Source organism: Streptomyces sp. TSRI0281 (genome assembly GCF_001905125.1).
GTDB lineage: Bacteria > Actinomycetota > Actinomycetes > Streptomycetales > Streptomycetaceae > Streptomyces.
The window spans coordinates 61,546-79,223 of sequence record NZ_LWLE01000034.1; the positions used below are offsets into that span (position 1 = coordinate 61,546).

General features: G+C 71.5%; 13 protein-coding genes and 1 pseudogene. 9 read left to right on the forward strand and 5 right to left on the reverse strand.

What is annotated here, in order from left to right; genetic code table 11:
- Nucleotides 1-470 precede the first annotated feature (470 nt).
- Nucleotides 471-1,835, forward strand: coding sequence for a dicarboxylate/amino acid:cation symporter (locus A6A29_RS32185; protein WP_073725621.1), 1,365 nt, complete (start codon nucleotides 471-473; stop codon nucleotides 1,833-1,835).
- 127 nt (nucleotides 1,836-1,962) lie between these two features.
- Here the strand turns inward: A6A29_RS32185 and A6A29_RS32190 are convergent, their stop codons facing one another.
- Entirely contained in the window at nucleotides 1,963-3,234 is a 1,272-nt protein-coding gene (locus tag A6A29_RS32190; protein WP_073725623.1) for an alpha/beta hydrolase family protein, read from the reverse strand.
- 275 nt (nucleotides 3,235-3,509) lie between these two features.
- On the opposite strand from A6A29_RS32190, the gene A6A29_RS32195 reads away from it, so the two are divergent.
- Nucleotides 3,510-4,127, forward strand: coding sequence for a TetR/AcrR family transcriptional regulator (locus tag A6A29_RS32195; RefSeq protein ID WP_073726476.1), 618 nt, complete (start codon nucleotides 3,510-3,512; stop codon nucleotides 4,125-4,127).
- A gap of 153 nt (nucleotides 4,128-4,280) precedes the next feature.
- Here the strand turns inward: A6A29_RS32195 and A6A29_RS32200 are convergent, their stop codons facing one another.
- Complete coding sequence (locus A6A29_RS32200; RefSeq protein WP_073726478.1) at nucleotides 4,281-5,216, reverse strand: MaoC/PaaZ C-terminal domain-containing protein; 936 nt, start codon at nucleotides 5,214-5,216, stop codon at nucleotides 4,281-4,283.
- Nucleotides 5,217-5,221: 5 nt separating this feature from the next.
- Nucleotides 5,222-6,541 (reverse strand): 3-oxoacyl-ACP reductase, encoded by a 1,320-nt coding sequence (locus A6A29_RS32205; protein ID WP_073725625.1) that lies wholly within the window; start codon nucleotides 6,539-6,541, stop codon nucleotides 5,222-5,224.
- A gap of 184 nt (nucleotides 6,542-6,725) precedes the next feature.
- On the opposite strand from A6A29_RS32205, the gene A6A29_RS32210 reads away from it, so the two are divergent.
- Entirely contained in the window at nucleotides 6,726-8,003 is a 1,278-nt protein-coding gene (locus tag A6A29_RS32210) for an acetyl-CoA C-acetyltransferase (RefSeq protein WP_073726480.1), read from the forward strand.
- Between the two features lie 174 nt (nucleotides 8,004-8,177).
- Nucleotides 8,178-10,082, forward strand: coding sequence for an AMP-dependent synthetase/ligase (locus A6A29_RS32215; RefSeq protein WP_073725627.1), 1,905 nt, complete (start codon nucleotides 8,178-8,180; stop codon nucleotides 10,080-10,082).
- Nucleotides 10,083-10,118: 36 nt separating this feature from the next.
- Here the strand turns inward: A6A29_RS32215 and A6A29_RS32220 are convergent.
- Nucleotides 10,119-10,790 (reverse strand): annotated as a pseudogene (locus A6A29_RS32220) (methyltransferase domain-containing protein); the annotation flags it as partial.
- 78 nt (nucleotides 10,791-10,868) lie between these two features.
- Between A6A29_RS32220 and A6A29_RS32225 the strand changes: the two are divergent.
- Genes A6A29_RS32225 through A6A29_RS32235 form a run of 3 tightly spaced genes read left to right on the forward strand, consistent with a single transcriptional unit; the run spans nucleotide 10,869 to nucleotide 13,452 of the window.
- Nucleotides 10,869-11,882 (forward strand): ATP-grasp domain-containing protein, encoded by a 1,014-nt coding sequence (locus A6A29_RS32225; RefSeq protein ID WP_073725631.1) that lies wholly within the window; start codon nucleotides 10,869-10,871, stop codon nucleotides 11,880-11,882.
- A complete protein-coding gene (locus tag A6A29_RS32230; RefSeq protein ID WP_073725633.1) occupies nucleotides 11,879-13,012 on the forward strand; it encodes a DegT/DnrJ/EryC1/StrS family aminotransferase in 1,134 nt (377 codons plus the stop codon). The genes A6A29_RS32225 and A6A29_RS32230 overlap by 4 nt, the downstream gene beginning before the upstream one ends.
- Nucleotides 13,012-13,452, forward strand: coding sequence for an arsenate reductase/protein-tyrosine-phosphatase family protein (locus A6A29_RS32235; protein ID WP_073725635.1), 441 nt, complete (start codon nucleotides 13,012-13,014; stop codon nucleotides 13,450-13,452). Before A6A29_RS32230 ends, A6A29_RS32235 begins: the two co-directional genes overlap by 1 nt.
- On the opposite strand, the gene A6A29_RS32240 is transcribed toward A6A29_RS32235, so the two are convergent.
- Nucleotides 13,453-14,628 (reverse strand): UDP-N-acetylglucosamine--N-acetylmuramyl-(pentapeptide) pyrophosphoryl-undecaprenol N-acetylglucosamine transferase, encoded by a 1,176-nt coding sequence (locus A6A29_RS32240; RefSeq protein WP_073725637.1) that lies wholly within the window; start codon nucleotides 14,626-14,628, stop codon nucleotides 13,453-13,455. It lies immediately after the preceding gene.
- Nucleotides 14,629-15,319: 691 nt separating this feature from the next.
- Here A6A29_RS32240 and A6A29_RS32245 point away from each other — a divergent pair.
- Complete coding sequence (locus A6A29_RS32245; protein ID WP_073725638.1) at nucleotides 15,320-16,153, forward strand: M23 family metallopeptidase; 834 nt, start codon at nucleotides 15,320-15,322, stop codon at nucleotides 16,151-16,153.
- A 156-nt stretch (nucleotides 16,154-16,309) separates the two neighbouring features.
- A complete protein-coding gene (locus A6A29_RS32250; protein WP_198953433.1) occupies nucleotides 16,310-17,545 on the forward strand; it encodes a GNAT family N-acetyltransferase in 1,236 nt (411 codons plus the stop codon).
- Nucleotides 17,546-17,678: the final 133 nt, after the last annotated feature.

Here is a 17,678-nt window from a genome sequence, read left to right on the forward strand (position 1 = left end):
GCCGAAGGCCCCGCGCCGACGAGCTGTTCGGCCGTCGACCGGCCGCGAGGCGGCGGCGCCCATGTAAGCGCTGCGTAAGCTTCCTCACACGTGCGCCCCGCGCACACCGAACCCCAGACCGGAGCAGGCCGCTCCAGTACTGGGGTTTTTCGGCTCCCGGGGCGCTCCGGGCCGGGCCGTGCCGCATTCTCTGACCAAAGAAGGGCTTTGAGGATCTCAAAGTTCAAGTGTTAACGTACTCGACATGAAGACAGCAGTGCGCCCCCACCATGCCGCGAGCATCCCGCTCGTGGCGCGCCTGCATGTCGACCTCTGCCGCTGTATGTCCGCGGTCTGTTGCCGCAACGTCTGAAACCGGCATCATGCAGCGGCGCCGCCCCCGACGCGGGCGCCGCACCCCGTCCCCGCTCGACCGCACGACCGTACGTCTGTCCTCGTACGTCCCCGCTGCGTCCATCAGGAGTGTGTCCGTGTCCGCGAATCCCGCGTCCGCCACCCCCGAGACCGGTAAGCCCTCCGGTTCCGGTTTCCGCATACCGAAGGTCCCGTTCTGGGCCCAGATCGTCGCCGGTCTGGTGCTGGGTGTCCTGCTCGGCTGGCTCGCCCGCAGCCAGGACATCAGCTGGCTCTACACCACGCTCGACAAGATCGGCCACATCTTCGTCCAGCTGCTGAAGCTGGCCGTCGCGCCCCTCGTCTTCTTCGCGATCCTGGTGTCGATCACCAACCTGCGCAAGGTCAACAACGCTGCCAGGCTGGCCACCCGCACCCTGCTCTGGTTCATGATCACCTCGCTGATCGCGGTCGCCATCGGCCTCGCGATCGGCCTGATCACCAACCCGGGCTCCGGCACCGGACTCACCCCGAAGGACGGCAAGCTCCCCGAGGGCAAGGGCTCCTGGCTCGACTTCCTGACCGGCATCATCCCGGACAACGTGATCACGCCGTTCACCGAGCTGAACGTCCTGCAGATCGTCTTCATGGCCGCCGTCGCCGGTATCGCCGCGCTCCAGCTCGGTGACAAGGCCAAGCCGATCCTCACCCTCAGCGAGTCGATCCTGGAGCTGCTCCAGAAGGCCCTGTGGTGGGTCATCCGCCTCGCCCCGATCGGCACCATCGGCCTCATCGGCTACGCGATCGCCGACTACGGCTGGGACCTGATCGGCAAGTACGCGACCTTCACCGCCGACGTCTACATCGGCTGCGCCCTGGTGATGTTCGGCGTCTACCCGCTGCTGCTCGCCACCGTCGCCAAGGTCAGCCCGCTCCAGTTCTTCAAGGGTGCCTGGCCCGCGATCCAGCTCGCCTTCGTCTCCCGCTCCTCGGTCGGCACGATGCCGGTCACCCAGAAGGTCACCGAGCGCCTCGGTGTGCCGAAGGAGTACGCGTCGTTCGCCGTCCCGTTCGGCGCGACCACGAAGATGGACGGCTGCGCCGCGATCTACCCGGCACTGGCGGCGATCTTCATCGCGCAGATCTTCGACGTGCAGCTGGGCATCGGTGACTACCTGCTGATCGCCTTCGTCTCGGTGATCGGCTCGGCGGCCACCGCCGGTCTCACCGGTGCGACGGTCATGCTGACCCTCACCCTGTCGACGCTCGGCCTCCCGCTGGAGGGTGTCGGCCTGCTGATGGCCATCGACCCGATCCTGGACATGATGCGCACCGCCACGAACGTGGCCGGCCAGGCGCTGGTCCCGGTGATCGTGTCGGCCCGCGAGAAGATCCTCGACCACGACGCGTACAACTCGGCCTCCTCGTCCCCGGTCGACGAGATCGACACGCTCGACGTCCAGGACGCGGAGCCGAAGGCGAAGATCCCGGTCACCGCGTAACGCCTTCGCAGCGCAGCGCCTGCACCACGTAACACCTGCACCGCGCAGCGCCTTGAGCGCGCGGTGACGACGCCCGTACGACGGAGCGCCCCCGGTCCTCAACGGTCCCGGGGGCGCTCCGCTGTCGTCAGGGGCTGTGGAAGACGACCTCGGGGTTGGCCGGGGTCGGGCCGTTCAGCAGGGGCCGGTTCCGGTCGCGCAGGTGGCGGTCGAAGAAGGCGGTCACATAGCCCCGGGTGATCTGTGTCGAACGGGTCGCGGAGATCGTCACCGTCGGGTCCTCCAGGCCGAGCTGTTCGGAGAGCTCAGGGGTGTCGGTGAACGTGAAGTGCCCGGAGCCCGCGACGGTCAGCCAGCGCTTCCAGCCGTCCAGCCGGGCCCAGTCCTCCTTCCAGCTCGTGTCGGCGCTGTCCGGGGAATGACCGTCGGCGGTGCCGAGCATCATGAAGGGCCGGCCACCGAGACCCGCGTCGGGAACGCGTCCGTAGAACGTTCCGTCCATGTTGATCCCGGCGTCCACCCGGCGGTCACCGGCCATCGTGGAGACCGCCGCGCTGCCCCCGATGGAGTGTCCCGTCGTGCCGACCCGGTGCGGGTCGATCATGTCCGCGTACCGCCAGGCCCGCGTGTGCGAACCGTCGCGCCGCTCTCCGGTCAGCCGGTCCAGTACGAAGGAGAGGTCGGTGCCCCGTCCGGCCGAGACGGCGGCCAGGATCTTCTTCTTGGCCTCCAGGTCCGGAGTCTCCTCCAGCCGTTCGCACGCGGCGCAGGTGAGGGTCCGTCCGTCGGGGAGGGAGATGCCGGTCGACTCGTAGGCGTGGTCGACGGTGGCCACGACATAGCCTCGGCTCGCCAGTTCCTCGGCCAGGCCGGTCAGCGTCGCGCGGGGCGTGCCGAAGCCGGGGGAGAGCAGCACCAGCGGGAACCTGCCGCGGGCCGGGCGGGCGTTGTCCCGGGCGTGGGTGCGGGTGGCGCCGAGCACGGCGGGCGGGATGACCTTGTCCAGGTCCCGCTGGGCCAGGAAGAGCCTGGCCTCCTCCGTCGTCATGTACGGGGCCGGGGTGCCGCCGCCGTGCCGCCGGGCCGGGTAGTTCACCGACACCATCAGCTCGCGGGAGTCCGCTTCGGGTACCCAGGGGTCCCGGCGGGAGTGGTCGGTCAGGAGGAACGTGTCGCGGCCGGTCGCGTACGAGCCGGTCGGGCGGGGAAGCGTCGGTGGCGTGACTTCGGTGCTCTGTGTGCCGCCGGTGCCGCTCGTGTCGGGGTTGCCGGGGGAGGCCGCGGTGGCGGTCGCCGTTGCCGGCCTCGCTGTTGCCGCGGTGGCGGGAGCGGCGAGGGTCGCGGCGGTCGCTAAGGCCACGACCAGGATTGCGGTACGGCTGCGAAGGCTGGTCTTCATGCCGGGAACGCTAGGCCGAAGGGCGGCTGTCCACATCATGCGTCGGTGGGACCCGGTGTCAGACCTCGGGTGTACGGGTTCCCCGGAATGTCCCCGGCCGCTGCTGCGGAGGGACTAGGGCCGGTCGGACCCCGTCGAACCCCGCCGGCCCGCCGGACATGGTGGATGCCGTTCCGTACGACGGGGCCGGGCGGGGCCGCGCCGTACTCTTACGGAGGACCAGGGGTAGCGGGGGCGGGAGGATGTCGGACGTGGGTGCTGTGAAGAGCAAACGGATGCCACGCGCCGTGCGTGAGCAGCAGATGATGGACGCCGCGGTGCAGACCTTCGGGCAGCGCGGGTACCGGGCCGCCTCGATGGACGAGATCGCGGAGCTGGCCGGGGTGTCCAAGCCGTTGGTCTACCTGTATCTGAACTCCAAGGAGGAGCTCTTCACCGCCTGCATCAGACGTGAGGCGAACGCGCTGGTGGACGCGGTACGGGCCGGGGCGGAGCCGGGACTTCCGGCCGATCGGCAACTGTGGGCCGGGCTGCGGGCGTTCTTCACCCACACCGCGGAGAATTCGGACGGCTGGGCGGTGCTGAACCGCCAGGCGCGGACGCACGGGGAGCCGTTCGCCACGGAGGTCGCCGTGATGCGGGACGAGATCGTTGCGTTCGTGACGGGTCTGATCGGGGCGGCGGCCCGCGAGGCGCACCACGATCCGGCGCTCCCCGACCGGGATGTGGGGGGGCTCGCGCAGGCCCTGGTGGGCGCCGCGGAGGCGCTCGCCGGATGGGCGAACGACACCCCGGGCGTCTCGGCGAAGGAGGCCGCGGCCACCCTGATGAACTTCTCCTGGGCGGGCCTGGAGAACCTGATGAACGGCAGCACCTGGCAGCCCCCGACGTAGTCGGAGCCATGGCCTCGGGGTGCGGGTGGCGGGGTGTGCGGGTGGCCGTCGCGCTCGGGTGCGGGTGGCCGGGCTGGGAGGCCGCAGTCTCCGGCCCCCGCCGTCCCCTCCGCCTCCGCCGTCCCCTCCGCCCCCTCCGCCCCCGCCGTGCCGCTATGTGTCCCGGGTGACCGTCCCCGTCAGATGGATGCGGTCGCCGCCGCTGCCGCCCCGCAGTTCGAACGTGGAGCCCGCGTCGTCGGCCGCGTATGTCACGGTGGAGGGCAGCAGGACGGGTGCCTTGAAGTCGGCCCGTACGGACCGGATCCGGCCGGGTTCGCCGGCCTCGGCAAGAGCGCGGGCCACCGTCCACATGCCGTGCGCGATGGCCCGGGGGAAGCCGAACAGCCGGGCCGTGAGCGGGTACAGGTGGATGGGGTTGCGGTCGCCGGAGGCGGCGCCGTACCGCCGCCCCAGATCCCCCGGCAGCCGCCACTCGGCCACGGTGCGAAGACCGGCCGGAGGCGCGTGGTCCGAGCCGGCGCCGTTCCCTGATCCGCCGCCGCTTCCGGCCCCCGTACGACGGCCGCCGCCGCTTCCGGCCCCTGTACGACTGCCGCCGTCGCTTCCCGCGCCACCGCGGTTCCTCGGTGCCGAGTGCCGTGAGAGATAGCCGCTCCGCGACTCCCAGACCAGCTCACCGGCGACCCGCGCCTCCGTCACCATCGTGACTTCCGTGCCCCTGCGGTGGGGCGCCAACCCGGCCGCGTACACCGAGAGTTCGAGGGAGTCGGTGGAGTGCGCCGGCCGGTGGCGGGTGATCTCGATCCAGGTGTGGACGAGTCCGACGACGGGCAGCGGGAACGCCCGGCCGGTCATCAGCCGCATGGCGAGCGGAAAGGCCAGGACATGCGGGTACGTGAGCGGCAGCGGCCCCGGCTCCGGCCCGTCGAAGCCGCAGATCCTGCGGTACGTGGCGAGGGGGCCGGGTGCGGCGGGGGCGGCGGGGAGGGTGAGGCGGCCGGGGGGCAGCGTGGCGCCGTCCCGGCCGGCCCGCTTGAACGGGGAGGTGACGGCTCCGCGTACCAGGGAGGCGCTCAGGCTCGGCATCGCGGTCACGCTCCCAACAGGCTCTGGCCGCAGACCCGCAGGACCTGGCCGTTGACGGCGCTGGAGGCGGGCTGGGCGAACCAGGCGGTCGTCTCGGCGACGTCGACCGGGAGGCCGCCCTGTGAGAGGGAGTTCATCCGGCGCCCCGCCTCGCGGATGAGGAGCGGTACGGCGGCGGTCATCTTCGTCTCGATGAAACCGGGGGCGACCGCGTTGACCGTGACGCCGTGGTCGGCGGCGGCGCGCGGGGCCAGCGTGCGGACCAGGCCGATGATGCCGGCCTTGGCGGCCGCGTAGTTGGTCTGGCCGTTGTTGCCCGCGATGCCCGCGATGGAGGCGGTGGCGACGATCCGGCCGCCGCGGTTGACCGTGCCCGCCCTCAGGAGCGCGTCCGTGGTGCGCAGCACGCTATCGAGGTTGACCTCGATGACGGAGGCCCAGCGGTCGGCGGGCATGTTGGCGAGCCGGCGGTCGCGGGTGATGCCCGCGTTGTGGACGAGGACGTCGAGCCCGCCGGGGGCCGCGGCGGCGATGCGTTCGGCGGCGTCGGGCGCGGTGATGTCCAGCGGCAGGGCGGTGGCGCCGAGCCGGTCGGCGGTGCGGATCAGGTCGTCCTCGGCCTGCGGGACGTCCAGGCAGATGACCTGGGCACCGTCGCGGGCCAGGACGGAGGCGACCGAGGCGCCGATGCCCCGGGCGGCGCCGGTGACCAGGGCGGTGCGGCCGTACAGCGGCGCCGCCCAGTCGGCGACCGGGTCGGGGGCGGCGGCGGTCAGCTCGATGACCTGGCCGCTGATGTAGGCGGACTTGGGGGAGAACAGGAAGCGGAACGTGGACTCGGCGGAGGCCACCGCCCCCGGAGCGATGCGCAGGAGCTGCGCGGTGGAGCCCTTGCCGATCTCCTTGCCCAGGGAACGCATGAACCCTTCGAGGGCCTGCTGAGCCGCCGCCTGGTGGTGGTCGTCGGGGGACGGCGGCGTACCGAGCACGACGATGCGGCCGCCGGGGGCGAGGGAGCGTACGACGGGGTGCAGGGCGGCGTGCACGTCGGCGAGCCCGGCGGTGGACGTGACGTCCGTCGCGTCCAGGAGGATGCCGGCGGGCCGTTCGGCACGGTCGGCGACCTTCAGCCCGGTCGTGCCGAGCAGCGCCCGGAGCTCGTCCCCGATCGCCGGCTTCCCCGCCGTGAGGTGCAGCAACGGGCCGTCGAGGCTCGGCGTCCCCAGCGACCAGCGGCGCAGGGCGGCGGGCTGCGGCAGGCCGAGGCCGCGGGTGAGGAATCGGCCGGGTGCGGTGCCGGTGAAGTGCAGATAGCGGTCGGCCATTGTCCAGACTCCCTGCTCGGTCGTAGATTTACTCCAGAGTAAGGTTACTCAAGAGTCAGGAGTAGGTCGAGATGAACGCGATCGAGATGACCCGTCCCGGACCGACCGGGGCGAGATCGACCAGTCCGGGACCGACCGGGGCGCGATCGGCCCGTCCGGGATCGACCCGGGCGAGGTGGTCACGTTGACCGCACGGATTCCCCTCGCACTCCCGCAGCCGCGCCGGGTCGCGGTCATCGGGGGCAGCCGCATTCCGTTCGCGCGCTCCGACGGCCCGTACGCAGAGGCGTCCAACCAGGACATGCTCACCGCCGCGCTCGACGGGCTGATCGAGCGGTACGGCCTGGCGGGACGGCAGGTCGGTGAGTTCGTCGCGGGGGCCGTCCTCAAGCACAGCCGGGACTTCAATCTCGCCCGCGAGACGGTCCTCGGCTCGGCCCTGGACCCGCGCACGCCCGCGTACGACCTCCAACAGGCATGCGGCACCGGCCTCCAGGCGGTGATCGCCGCCGCCAACAAGATCGCGCTCGGCGCCGTCGACTCCGCCATCGCGGGCGGTGCGGACACCACGAGCGACGCGCCCCTCGGCGTCAACGACCAACTGCGCCGGCTCCTGCTGGCGGCCCGCCGCGCGAAGTCGACGGGCGGCCGGATCACGGCGCTCGCGGGCGTACGCCCCCGGCACCTCGTCCCGGACATCCCGCGCAACGCCGAACCCCGCACCGGTCTGTCCATGGGCGAACACGCGGCGGTCACCGCCCGCCGGTGGGGTGTCTCCCGTGAGGCCCAGGACCTGCTGGCGGCCACGAGTCACCAGCGGCTGGCGGCGGCGTACGAACGCGGCTTCCTGCACGACCTCGTCGTCCCGTACCGGGGCCTGGCCCGCGACCAGAACCTGCGCCCCGGCTCCACGGTGGAGAAACTCGCCACGCTGAAACCGGTGTTCGGCGCGGGTCACCCCGACGCGACGATGACCGCGGGCAACTCCACCCCGCTCACCGACGGCGCCGCGACCGTCCTGCTGGCGAGCGAGGAGTGGGCCGAGCGGCAGGGCCTGGAACCGCTCGCGTACCTCTCGCTGTACGAGACGGCGGCCGTGGACTACGTGAACGGCGAGGACGGGCTGCTGATGGCGCCCGCGTACGCCGTGCCACGGTTGCTGGAGCGGGCCGGACTGACCATCGAGGACTTCGACCTGTTCGAGATCCACGAGGCGTTCGCGTCCCAGGTACTCGCCACGCTCGCCGCCTGGGAGAAGCAGGGGCTCGCCCCCGTCGACCGGGACAAGCTCAATGTGGTGGGGTCCTCCCTCGCCACCGGGCACCCGTTCGCCGCGACGGGGGTCAGGATCGTCGCCACGCTGGCCAAGCTCCTGGCGGAGCGCGACGCGCCGGGGCGGGGACTGATCTCGATCTGCGCGGCGGGCGGACAGGGAGTCACGGCGATCCTCGAACGCGCCTGAGGGTTCGGCGAGATCCTCGGAGTACGAGCCCTTTCTCCTCCAACGTTTTCCCCCTCCTTCCCCTCTCCTTCCCCTCTCCCTTCCGCACCGACGCAACGACGCACCGACGCACCGACCATGCCGGACGGACGACCCGGCGACCGACCCGCCCGACCCCCAGTTGAGGAGCCGCACGTGTCCATGCCACCCGCCACACCCACCGCCCCGGTCCTGGTCGAGCCCACGAAGACCAGGGCGGCCGACGGAACGGTACGGGAGGTCTCCGTACCCGCCTTCGCGCCGCGCGTCCTGCGCGGTTCGCTCGCCGAGATCCCGTTCGACAACGCCCGCGAGGCCCCGTCCGAGGCGGTACTCAGCCGCAAGCAGCAGGACGGCAGCTGGCGGGACGTGTCGGCCGCCGAGTTCGCCGCAGAGGTGCTGGCGGTCGCCAAGGGCCTGATGGCGGAGGGGCTCCGGGCCGGGGACCGGATCGCGATCATGTCCCGTACGACCTACGAGTGGACGCTGCTCGACTTCGCGTCGTGGGCCGCCGGGCTGGTCACCGTACCCATCTACCCGACCTCGTCGGCGTTCCAGGCCCGCTGGATCCTTCAGGACTCCGGCGCGGTCGCGTGTGCCGTGGAGACGAAGGAGCAGGGCCGGCTGATCAGCCAGGAGCGCAAGCAGCTCGGTGACCTGGCCCATCTGTGGCAGCTCGACACCGGGGCGGTCGGCCGGCTCAGGACGCTCGGCAAGGACATCCCCGACGAGGCCGTCGCCGCCCGCCGCGCCACCCTGGAACCGCACACCCCCGCCACCCTCATCTACACCTCCGGCACCACGGGCCGGCCCAAGGGCTGTGTCCTGACCCACGGCAACTTCTTCGCCGAGGTCGACAACGCCATCGAACTGCTCCACCCGGTCTTCACGTCCGTGTCGGCGTACCCGGCGTCGACGCTCCTGTTCCTTCCGCTCTCCCATGTCTTCGGACGGATGGTCGCGATCGGCTGCATGCGGGCGCGGGTCCGCCTGGGCCACGCCCCGTCCATCCGGACCGAGGATCTGCTGGCCGACCTCGCGGGCTTCAAGCCGTCGTTCCTGCTGGCCATCCCGTACGTCCTGGAGAAGGTCTACAACACGGGCCGGGCGACCGCCGAGAAGATGGGCCGCGCCTCGTCCTTCGACCGGGCCGCCCGGATCGCCCAGCGCTACGGGGAGGCGGTCGAGGCGGCCGAACACGGCAGGGGCCCCGGACCGGGCCTCGGCCTGCGGGCGGCCCGCGCCCTCTACGACCCGCTGGTCTACCGACGTATCCGCGCGGCGCTCGGCGGCCATGTCCGGTATGCGATCTGCGGCGGCTCCCCGCTGGGGCACCGGCTCGCCGCGTTCTACGCGGGCGCGGGCATCGAGATCTTCGAGGGCTACGGCCTCACCGAGACCACCGCCGCCCACACGGTGACCCCACCCCTCAAACCCCGCCTCGGCACCGTCGGCTGGCCGCTGCCCGGCGCCTCCGTACGGATCGCGGACGACGGCGAGGTCCTGCTGCGCGGGGGCCAGGTGTTCCAGGGCTACTGGGACGCCGAGCGCGGCGAGCCGGTCCCCGTGCTCGACGACGGCTGGTTCGCGACGGGCGACCTGGGGGAGCTGGACGAGGAGGGCTACCTCACGATCACCGGCCGCAAGAAGGACATCATCATCACGTCCGGCGGCAAGAACGTCGCCCCGGCCCCACTGGAGGACTGGCTGCGCGCCCACCCGCTGGTCAGCCAGTGCATGGTGGTCGGCGACAACCGCTCCTTCATCACCGCCCTGATCACCCTGGAGCCGGACGGCCTCCAGCACTGGCGCCGGATGCGCAAGAAGCAGGACGTCCCGATGAGGGACCTGGTGAACGACGAGGAGCTGCGGGCAGCCCTGCAACGCGCGGTCGACGAGGCCAACCGCCTGGTCTCGCGAGCGGAGTCGATCCGCAAGTTCACGGTCCTGCCGGGCGACTTCACCGAGGCGAGCGGCCACCTGACCCCGTCCCTGAAACTGAAGCGGGACGCGATCGCACAAGACTTCTCGGCCCAGATCGAGGAGCTGTACCGGAAGTGAGGGTGGGTGCGGGGTGGTCCACCTGGGACCAGGAAGCTATTCCCCGGCCGTTTCGATGACCCGGCCCGGGGCCTGTAGCCAGACTTGTTGACCTTGATCCGTCACGGTCAGTCCGAACTGGTCCGGTTCGGGGTGGCCGAGGGCGGCGTATTCCAGGTGTGCCTGTTCGATCTCCTCCCAGAGGTTCCGGGGCCCGTACTGCCAGACGTCGTCGCCCGTGGCCGCGGTGGCCGCCGCTCCGTCGGCACAACTGGTCCACACCTGAACGCCGTTGGGAGTGGTCAGGTGCGTCACTGCGACGCCGGGCAGCCGCGCTCCCGCGTAGAGGGCGAAGCCCAGGGTGAGGATCTGTGCGGGTTCCAGGCCGGGGCGCCGTGGGCGGCCTGTCGTCGCGTCGACGGGATGGGCGTGGGCGGTGCGGTGCGCGCGCATCGGCATGTACGAGGCGCCGCCACGGAACGTCCCTGTGGCGGTGCCGTCGTTCCGGACGTGCAGTTGTACCAGGGCGCCGCTCCACCAGTCCCGGGCCATCGGGGCGACGACGATCCCTCCCGGCCGGACGTGTCCCAGCAGGCCGCGCGGGATGTACCGGAGGGCACAGGTGGAGATCAGCCGGTCCACGGGAGCCAGGCCCGGCCATGGTTCCGCGCCGTCCCCGCATCGCAGGTGCGGCCGGTACCCGGACTCCGCGAGGGCGGCGGCTGCCCGACCGCTGGGCGCCGCTGACGCGCACCCCGTACGCGGCCCGTGCCACGGCCGCAATCGCACCGGTCGGGGAGGGAGTCCATGCCCACTGACCAGCACACTCCGCGCAGGATCCTGGTGACGGGTGTCGGCGCCCACCCCGGCTTCGGGTTGACCCGCAGACTCATCCGTTTGGGCCACACGGTCATCGCGGCCGACGCGAACCGACTCGCCCCCGGGTTCCTGCTGCCCTCCGTAGTACCCCAGGTCATCCCCCTCGCCAGCGATCCCGACTACCCCAGCACCGTTTCCCGCCTGTGCCGGGATCTGGCCGTGGAGGCTGTGGTGGTCGGCATCGAGCCCGACCTGGAGCCCTTGACGCAGATGGTGCCCCAACTGGAAGCCGACGGCGTGCGGCTGTGGCTTCCGGAGGCATGGTCGGTGCGCGCCTGCACCGACAAGGCCCTCTTCCACGAGGTGCTGACCGAGCACGGCATCGCGACCCCGCGCACCTGGCAGCCGCAGGAGATCGACCAAGTCCCCGACGGTACCGAGCTGGTCATCAAGCCCCGGCGCGGCCACGGCGCGCAGAACGTCCACTTTGTCCGCCGCCGGGAGCACGCGCGCCTGCTGTGCGAGCTCGTTCCGGAGCCCATCGTGCAGGAGCGGATCCACGGCTCCGAATTTACGGCGGACTGCCTGGTGGACCGCACCGGACACGCCTCCGTCATCCTGCGCCGCCGGGATCTGGTCAAGGCGGGCCTTGCCACGGTGTCCACGACGTTCGACGACCCGAATGTGCGCGACCTCGTGGTGCAGACGCTGGGCACTGTCGGAGCCCGCGGGCTCTGCTGCGTGCAGGGATTCATCCCGGGCGACGGCACGATCACGATCACCGAGCTGAACCTGCGGATCGCCGGCGGCTTCCCCCTGGCCGAGGCGGCTGGAGCGGACCTCGTCGGCCAGATGATCAACGGTCTGTTCGGTCTGCCGGTCGACCACCACCGCCTCACCTGCCGGACCGGCGTGTTCCTGACCAACTACATCGAGACCCTGGCCGTCGGCGACGTCGCCGAGCTTGAACACGCGGCAGCAGCGGAGGGAGAAGCAGCATGACCGCATCAGTGAGGCCCGATGCCCGGCGCAACGCCCGCCCGTACCTGTACGGGCGGGAGACCGCAGCGATCGCCCGGGTCCTGGAGGGCGGGCAGTACGGACACACCGAGGTCACCGAGGAGTTCGAGCGGCGGATCGCGGACTCCCTCGGCGTCCCCGACGCCGTGGCCGTCGCCTCCGGCACCGCAGCCCTCCACACCGCGCTGCTTGCCGCCGGGATCGGCCCCGGCCGCGAGGTGATCGTCCCGTCCATGACGTTCTGCGCGACTGTGCAGGCCATCCTGGCCGTCGGTGCCACCCCGCACTTCGTTGACATCGACCCCGCCACGCTGTGCGTCAGCGACCAGCTCGTCACGGCGGCCGTCACGGACAGGACGGCCGCCGTCATGCCGGTCCTGTTCGGCGGCCGGCCCGTCGACCTCTCCGCCATCCAGGAGGAGCTCGACGAACGAGGAGTCGTCGTCATCGAGGATGCGGCGCACGCGTTCGGCTCCCGCCACGGCACACGCCGCGTCGGGGCGCACGGGGCACTGACCTGCTTCTCGTTCGGGCCGATCAAGAACCTCACCTGCGGCCAAGGGGGCATGGTCATCCCCCGCACCCCCGCGGAGGCCGACACGATCCGCCGGATCCGGCTCCTGGGCGTGGCCAAGTCCCAGGGCGAGCGCGCGAACACCGCCGGCTACCGCGTGGAGGGCTTCGGCCTGCGCTACCAGCTCTCAGGCCTCAACGCCGCCATCGGCCTGGTCCAGCTCGACGGCTTCCAGGCCGCCGAGGACACTCGCCGCCACCTGTGGCGCACCTACCGCGAGGCCCTCGCCGCACTGGACGGCATCACGCTGGTCGACGTCGACGTGGAGCACGCTGTACCGCACTTGTGCCAGGTCCGCGTCCCCCACCGCGACGAGGTGTTCGCCAACCTTCGGGGCCGGGACATCGGGGTGGGTGTCCACTACCCGCCCAACCACCTCCAGCCCGCCTTCGCCGCCTGGCACCGCCGCCTGTCGGCCACCGAGCAGGTCGGTGAGGAGATCCTCAGTCTGCCGTTCCACCAGCACCTCACCGAGGCGGACATCGGCCTCGTGGTGACCTCGCTCGAACAGGCCCTCAAGTCCGTCGGAGGATCGTGATGCGCAAGCTCCTGACCGTATGCCTGGGGAACTACTGTCGCAGCCCGTTCGCGCAGGTCGCGCTCACCCGCCGAGGTGGGGTGGCGGTGACGGTCCGCTCCGCCGGGCTGATCGGAAAATGGCAGGACCAGCCCGCCAACCCGTCCATGATCAACGCAGCCCGGCGGCTCGGGCTCGACCTCACCCACCACCGCGGACAGCAGATCACCCTGGCGGACCTGGACTGGGCGGATGACGTCCTGGCGATGGACGCCGCAGTCCTCGACACGCTCCGCGCGATCGACGGCGGCCACAACGCCCACAAGCTCCGCCTCTACCTCCCCGGCCGCGACGTTCCCGACCCGATGGGCCAGGACGAGAACACGTTCAACGACTGCGCCGTGCTGATCGAGGCGGGCACAGCCCCGCACATCGGACGACGCCGCCCGCAGCCCGGCTGATCAGCCGGATGCGGCGGACAGCACCACGTCCACGAGCCTGTCCGCAGCATCCGGTCGCCCATGCGAACGTGCCCGCTCCGCCATCCCCGCCCGCAGGGCGCGATCGGTCAGGAGCGGGCCCACCGCGCTCTGCAGAGCCTGGCCGGTGACCTCGCCGAGCAGAGCCAGAGCGGCCCCGGCGTCGGCCAGGTGCCGGGCGTTGTGGGCCTGCTCGTTCCCGGCCGACGTGGCGAGCGGGATGAACACCGCGGGCTTGCCGAGCGCGGTCAGCTCCGCAAGCGTCCCGGCACCGCTCCTGGACACCACGACGTCGGCCAGCGCCAGTACGTCCGGCAGCTCCGGACCGAGGAACCCGGTCAGGTGGTAGCGGCCGGCGAGGACCGGGTCCAGCCGGGTGGCGGCCGACCGGAGTTCGTCCACGTTCGCCGGACCGCACTGATGGATCACGTTCGCGTGCGCCAGGAGCCAGGGCAGCACTTCACGAACAACACCGTTGATCTGCTGGGCGCCCTGGGCGCCGCCGGTGACGTAGACCGTCGGCAGACGCCGGTCGAACCCGTACAGGCTCAGCACCTCGACTGCCTTGTCCGCGTGGCCGCCCAGTACTTCCGGCCGCACCGGGTTCCCGGTGACGACCGCACGCTTACGCACCTCGGCCGGCAACAGCGGCAGCGAGGACTCCGAGGACACCGCGATCCGCGTCGCCGAGCTCGCGAGCTTCCGGTTGGCCAGCCCGAGCCGGACCGTCTGCTCGTGCAGGACCAGCGGAACGCGGCACAGCCGCGCGGCCAGCCCGGCCGGAACCGCGACGTAGCCTCCCGTCGCCAGGACGACGTCCGGCTGGAACTCGGAGACGATCGACCGGGCCTGGGCCACGCCGAGCGGCACCCGCGCCATGTCCTTCACGTTCGCGGCGGACAGCATCTTGAGCGGATTCGACGAGCGACGGACCTTCCCCGTGGCCACCGTCTTGAACGCGATCCCTTCCGCCGGGGCGACACGTGCTTCGAGACCGTCCGCCGTTCCGATCCACAGGACATCCAACGTGCCGCCCACATCGGCGAGGCGGCCCTGCAGGGTACGGATCGCCGTTAGAGCCGGGTAGGTGTGACCGCCGGTGCCTCCGCCCGTCACGAGCAGCCGGAACGAACGCGGGAGCACGGAAGAGGTATTCACCCCCCGCACCCTACTGGCTGCCCAGCCACTCACTCTGAAGTACGCCGGACGGCAGGCCGCGCGCCTGACCTCGCCGATGGCGCCGTCGGCAGCCTTCCGTATCGCGGCCAGTGGCGCCGGAGCGCGGCCGGTTCGGAGGTCGGCCTGCCGGGTGGCTTGGTGCACGAGCATCGGCAGGCCCGCCGATGACGGTGATGCCGGAGCGGCGGGCGGCCTTGGCGAGGAGCGGGGCCAGGGCGTTGTAAGCGCTCACGGCGAGGGGCGAGTGGTGATGGAGCGACGATTGGCCGTTTTGTCGGTGTCGGCGAAAGCTGCCAGAAACCTCGCCCGCTCGCGATAACGTCGCAGGTCACGAACTCTGCTCCCCGCGCGTGCGGGGTTGACCCCTTCCCGGTCTTCACCGACGGGCGCTTCAACCCCTGCTCCCGTCGCGTGCGGGGTTGACCCCCCGTCCGGGACGATCAGACGTGCGCGGGCCAGTTGCTCCCCGCCCGGCGCGGGGATGGTTCAGCGAAGATCATCTCTCGTTGCAGTTCGCCGACCTGTTCCCCGCTCAGCGGGGCTCACCCCCCGGGGCTGTCGGCGGCGCCGGAGTTGCGGCACTCTGGTGTCCGATCAACTCGCGTAGATTCCACGGCACTTCGTACCACGCACCCCACTGCTCGGTTGTCGACCGGAGGATTCCTCACCCATGCGCTCGATCCGCATCAGCCTGCTCGGTCTGCTGTCGCTCCTCGCGGGCCTGCTCACCGTCACGGCCGCCGCGACCCCCGCAGCCGCCGCACCCAACTTCAAGGCGCCGTATCCCTGTGGTCAGCAATGGACCTACAGTCACCATTCGGCCGAGGTCAGACAGGCTCTCGACTTCGTCCGCACGGACGGCGGCTCGACTGCCGGGTCTCCTGTCCTGGCCTCCTCGGGCGGTACCGCGTATCGCTACTCCCAGCCGAGCGGTGCGGGCAACTACATCGCCATCGATCACGGGGGCGGCTGGCAGACGTACTACTTCCACCTGGCCTCGTACTCCGTCGCCAACGGTGCCCAGGTCGCCCAGGGCCAGCAGATCGGTGTGACCGGCTCCACCGGCAACAGCTCGGGCGCCCACATCCACTACGAGCAGCTCTACAACGGAGTCGGCCAGAACATCTCGATCAACGGCCAGTCGCTGGCTCCGTACCCCGGTTCGTACTACAGCAAGTACCTGACCAGCGACAACGGTTGTGGCGGCAACGGTGGCGGCACGTACTGGGTCGATACCTTCGCCAACGCCACCGGCTACGCGGCAGCCAACACCGGTGACGCGCAGGGCGTGCTGAACGCGGGGACGAACTACGTCTACTGCAAGGTCTGGGGTGCCCAGGTCGGTTCCGGCGGCAGCTACAACCACTGGTGGCTGCGGACGGACCTGGACACCGTGTACGCGGGCAAGAACGGCCGCAACGCCTATGTGTCCGCGTACTACCTCTCCCGCTGGGGCAACGACGAGGCCCGTGACAACAACGGTGCGGTGATCCCCGACTGCTGATGCGCCACCCCGGCGCCAGGCCAGGTCCCGTCCGAGGGAGCGGGCCGGCCGGGTGGAGGCGCATACGGGCCCGGTGCGGCCTCCCGCGCCCCCCCGGCCGCCATCCGGCGGAAACCCGATGGACGCAGCGCCAGACGCGATGCGATAGTCCGGACCGTGACCGTTACCGCAGCCTCCACCGCGCCCGTGCCCCTGGCAGACGGCCTCGTCCTGCGCCAGGCGCGGCCCGCCGATCTCGACCGGATCGGTACCCTCCTCGCCGAGCGCGGGGAGCCGGAGGACGCCCTCGACCACCGGCTCGTCGTCACGGACCCCGACGTGGGCTGGCCCGCCTGCGCCGTGGTCGTCGACGGCGACCGGGTCGTCTCCACCGCGACGCTCCTCGACGAGGAAGTGCGCATCGGCGGCGTCCGACTGCCGGCCGGCCAGGTCGAGTTGGTCGCCACCGACCCCGCCTACGAAGGGCGCGGGCTCGTCAGGGCGCTCATGCGGTGGGCCCACGACCGCTCCGCCGCCCGCGGCCACGTCATCCAGGTGATGATCGGCATCCCGTACTTCTACCGGCTGTTCGGCTACGAGTACGCCATCGACATCCCGCCCGCACCGGCCGTCCGCACCCCACCGCCCGGCGAGGGAACACCGGTCCTCCGGGCCGCCCGGCCCTCGGACATCCCCGCCATGGCGGCGCTCCAGGAGGCGGCTCAGCGCGGGTTCGACGTCGCCGTTCCGCACCCGGCGGCACGCCGGCGATGGCTGCTGGACCATGAGGCGAGCACTCTCCGGGTCCTTGAGCGCGCCGGTACGGTCGTCGCCACCGGGCGCATGACGCCCCCCGGCGACCAGGTGCTCCTGGCCGAGGCCGCCGCACTCGACGAGGCGGCGGCACGGGACCTGCTCCGCGGTGCCGCCGCCCTCGTACCCGACAGCCGGTTGCGTGTCGTCCACCGGAGCGGCACCGTGACCGCCGCCGCCTGGCAGGAGTTCCTGGACCACGAACCGCGCAAACAGGCCGGGCAGTACTACGTCCGCATCCCGGACGTCGCTGTCCTGCTCGACCGGCTGCGGCCGCTGCTGTGGCAGCGACTCACCGCGGCGGGCACGGACCGCACCGGCCGCGACATCGTCCTCTCCACCTTCGGCGCCCACTACCGCATCCCGGTCCTCGCCGACGGCCTCGGCGCGGTCGTCACCGGCGGTGCGATGCAGGCGGCCGGAGCCGTGGGAGGCGCCGCGGCGGCCCCCGACCACCTGCCCGCGCTGCTGTTCGGCCCGCACGGAATGGAGGGGCTGACCCGGATCCGGCCCGACGTCTACGCGGGGGACGAGGAGCTGTTCCACGCGCTCTTCCCGCCGCTCACCGGCGATGTGCTCAGCTACTACCTGCCGTACTAGACACGTCCAACTGGGTCTGGAACATGCGTTTAGGTCCTGCGCGGCGGACGATGTGCGCGTCGGGTCTTCGGCGTGTGGCTTGCCGGCTTACGACCTGCGCTTACGACCTGCGCGTACGACCTGTGCGTACGAC

What these genes read in the sequence shown, in the direction of transcription:
- A6A29_RS32190 (WP_073725623.1), bottom strand. Translation starts at nt 3,234, where the DNA reads ATGAAGACCAGCCTTCGCAGCCGTACCGCAATCCTGGTCGTGGCCTTA.
- A6A29_RS32195 (WP_073726476.1), top strand. Translation starts at nt 3,510, where the DNA reads ATGCCACGCGCCGTGCGTGAGCAGCAGATGATGGACGCCGCGGTGCAG.
- A6A29_RS32200 (WP_073726478.1), bottom strand. Translation starts at nt 5,216, where the DNA reads ATGCCGAGCCTGAGCGCCTCCCTGGTACGCGGAGCCGTCACCTCCCCG.
- A6A29_RS32205 (WP_073725625.1), bottom strand. Translation starts at nt 6,541, where the DNA reads ATGGCCGACCGCTATCTGCACTTCACCGGCACCGCACCCGGCCGATTC.
- A6A29_RS32225 (WP_073725631.1), top strand. Translation starts at nt 10,869, where the DNA reads ATGCCCACTGACCAGCACACTCCGCGCAGGATCCTGGTGACGGGTGTC.
- A6A29_RS32230 (WP_073725633.1), top strand. Translation starts at nt 11,879, where the DNA reads ATGACCGCATCAGTGAGGCCCGATGCCCGGCGCAACGCCCGCCCGTAC.
- A6A29_RS32235 (WP_073725635.1), top strand. Translation starts at nt 13,012, where the DNA reads ATGCGCAAGCTCCTGACCGTATGCCTGGGGAACTACTGTCGCAGCCCG.
- A6A29_RS32245 (WP_073725638.1), top strand. Translation starts at nt 15,320, where the DNA reads ATGCGCTCGATCCGCATCAGCCTGCTCGGTCTGCTGTCGCTCCTCGCG.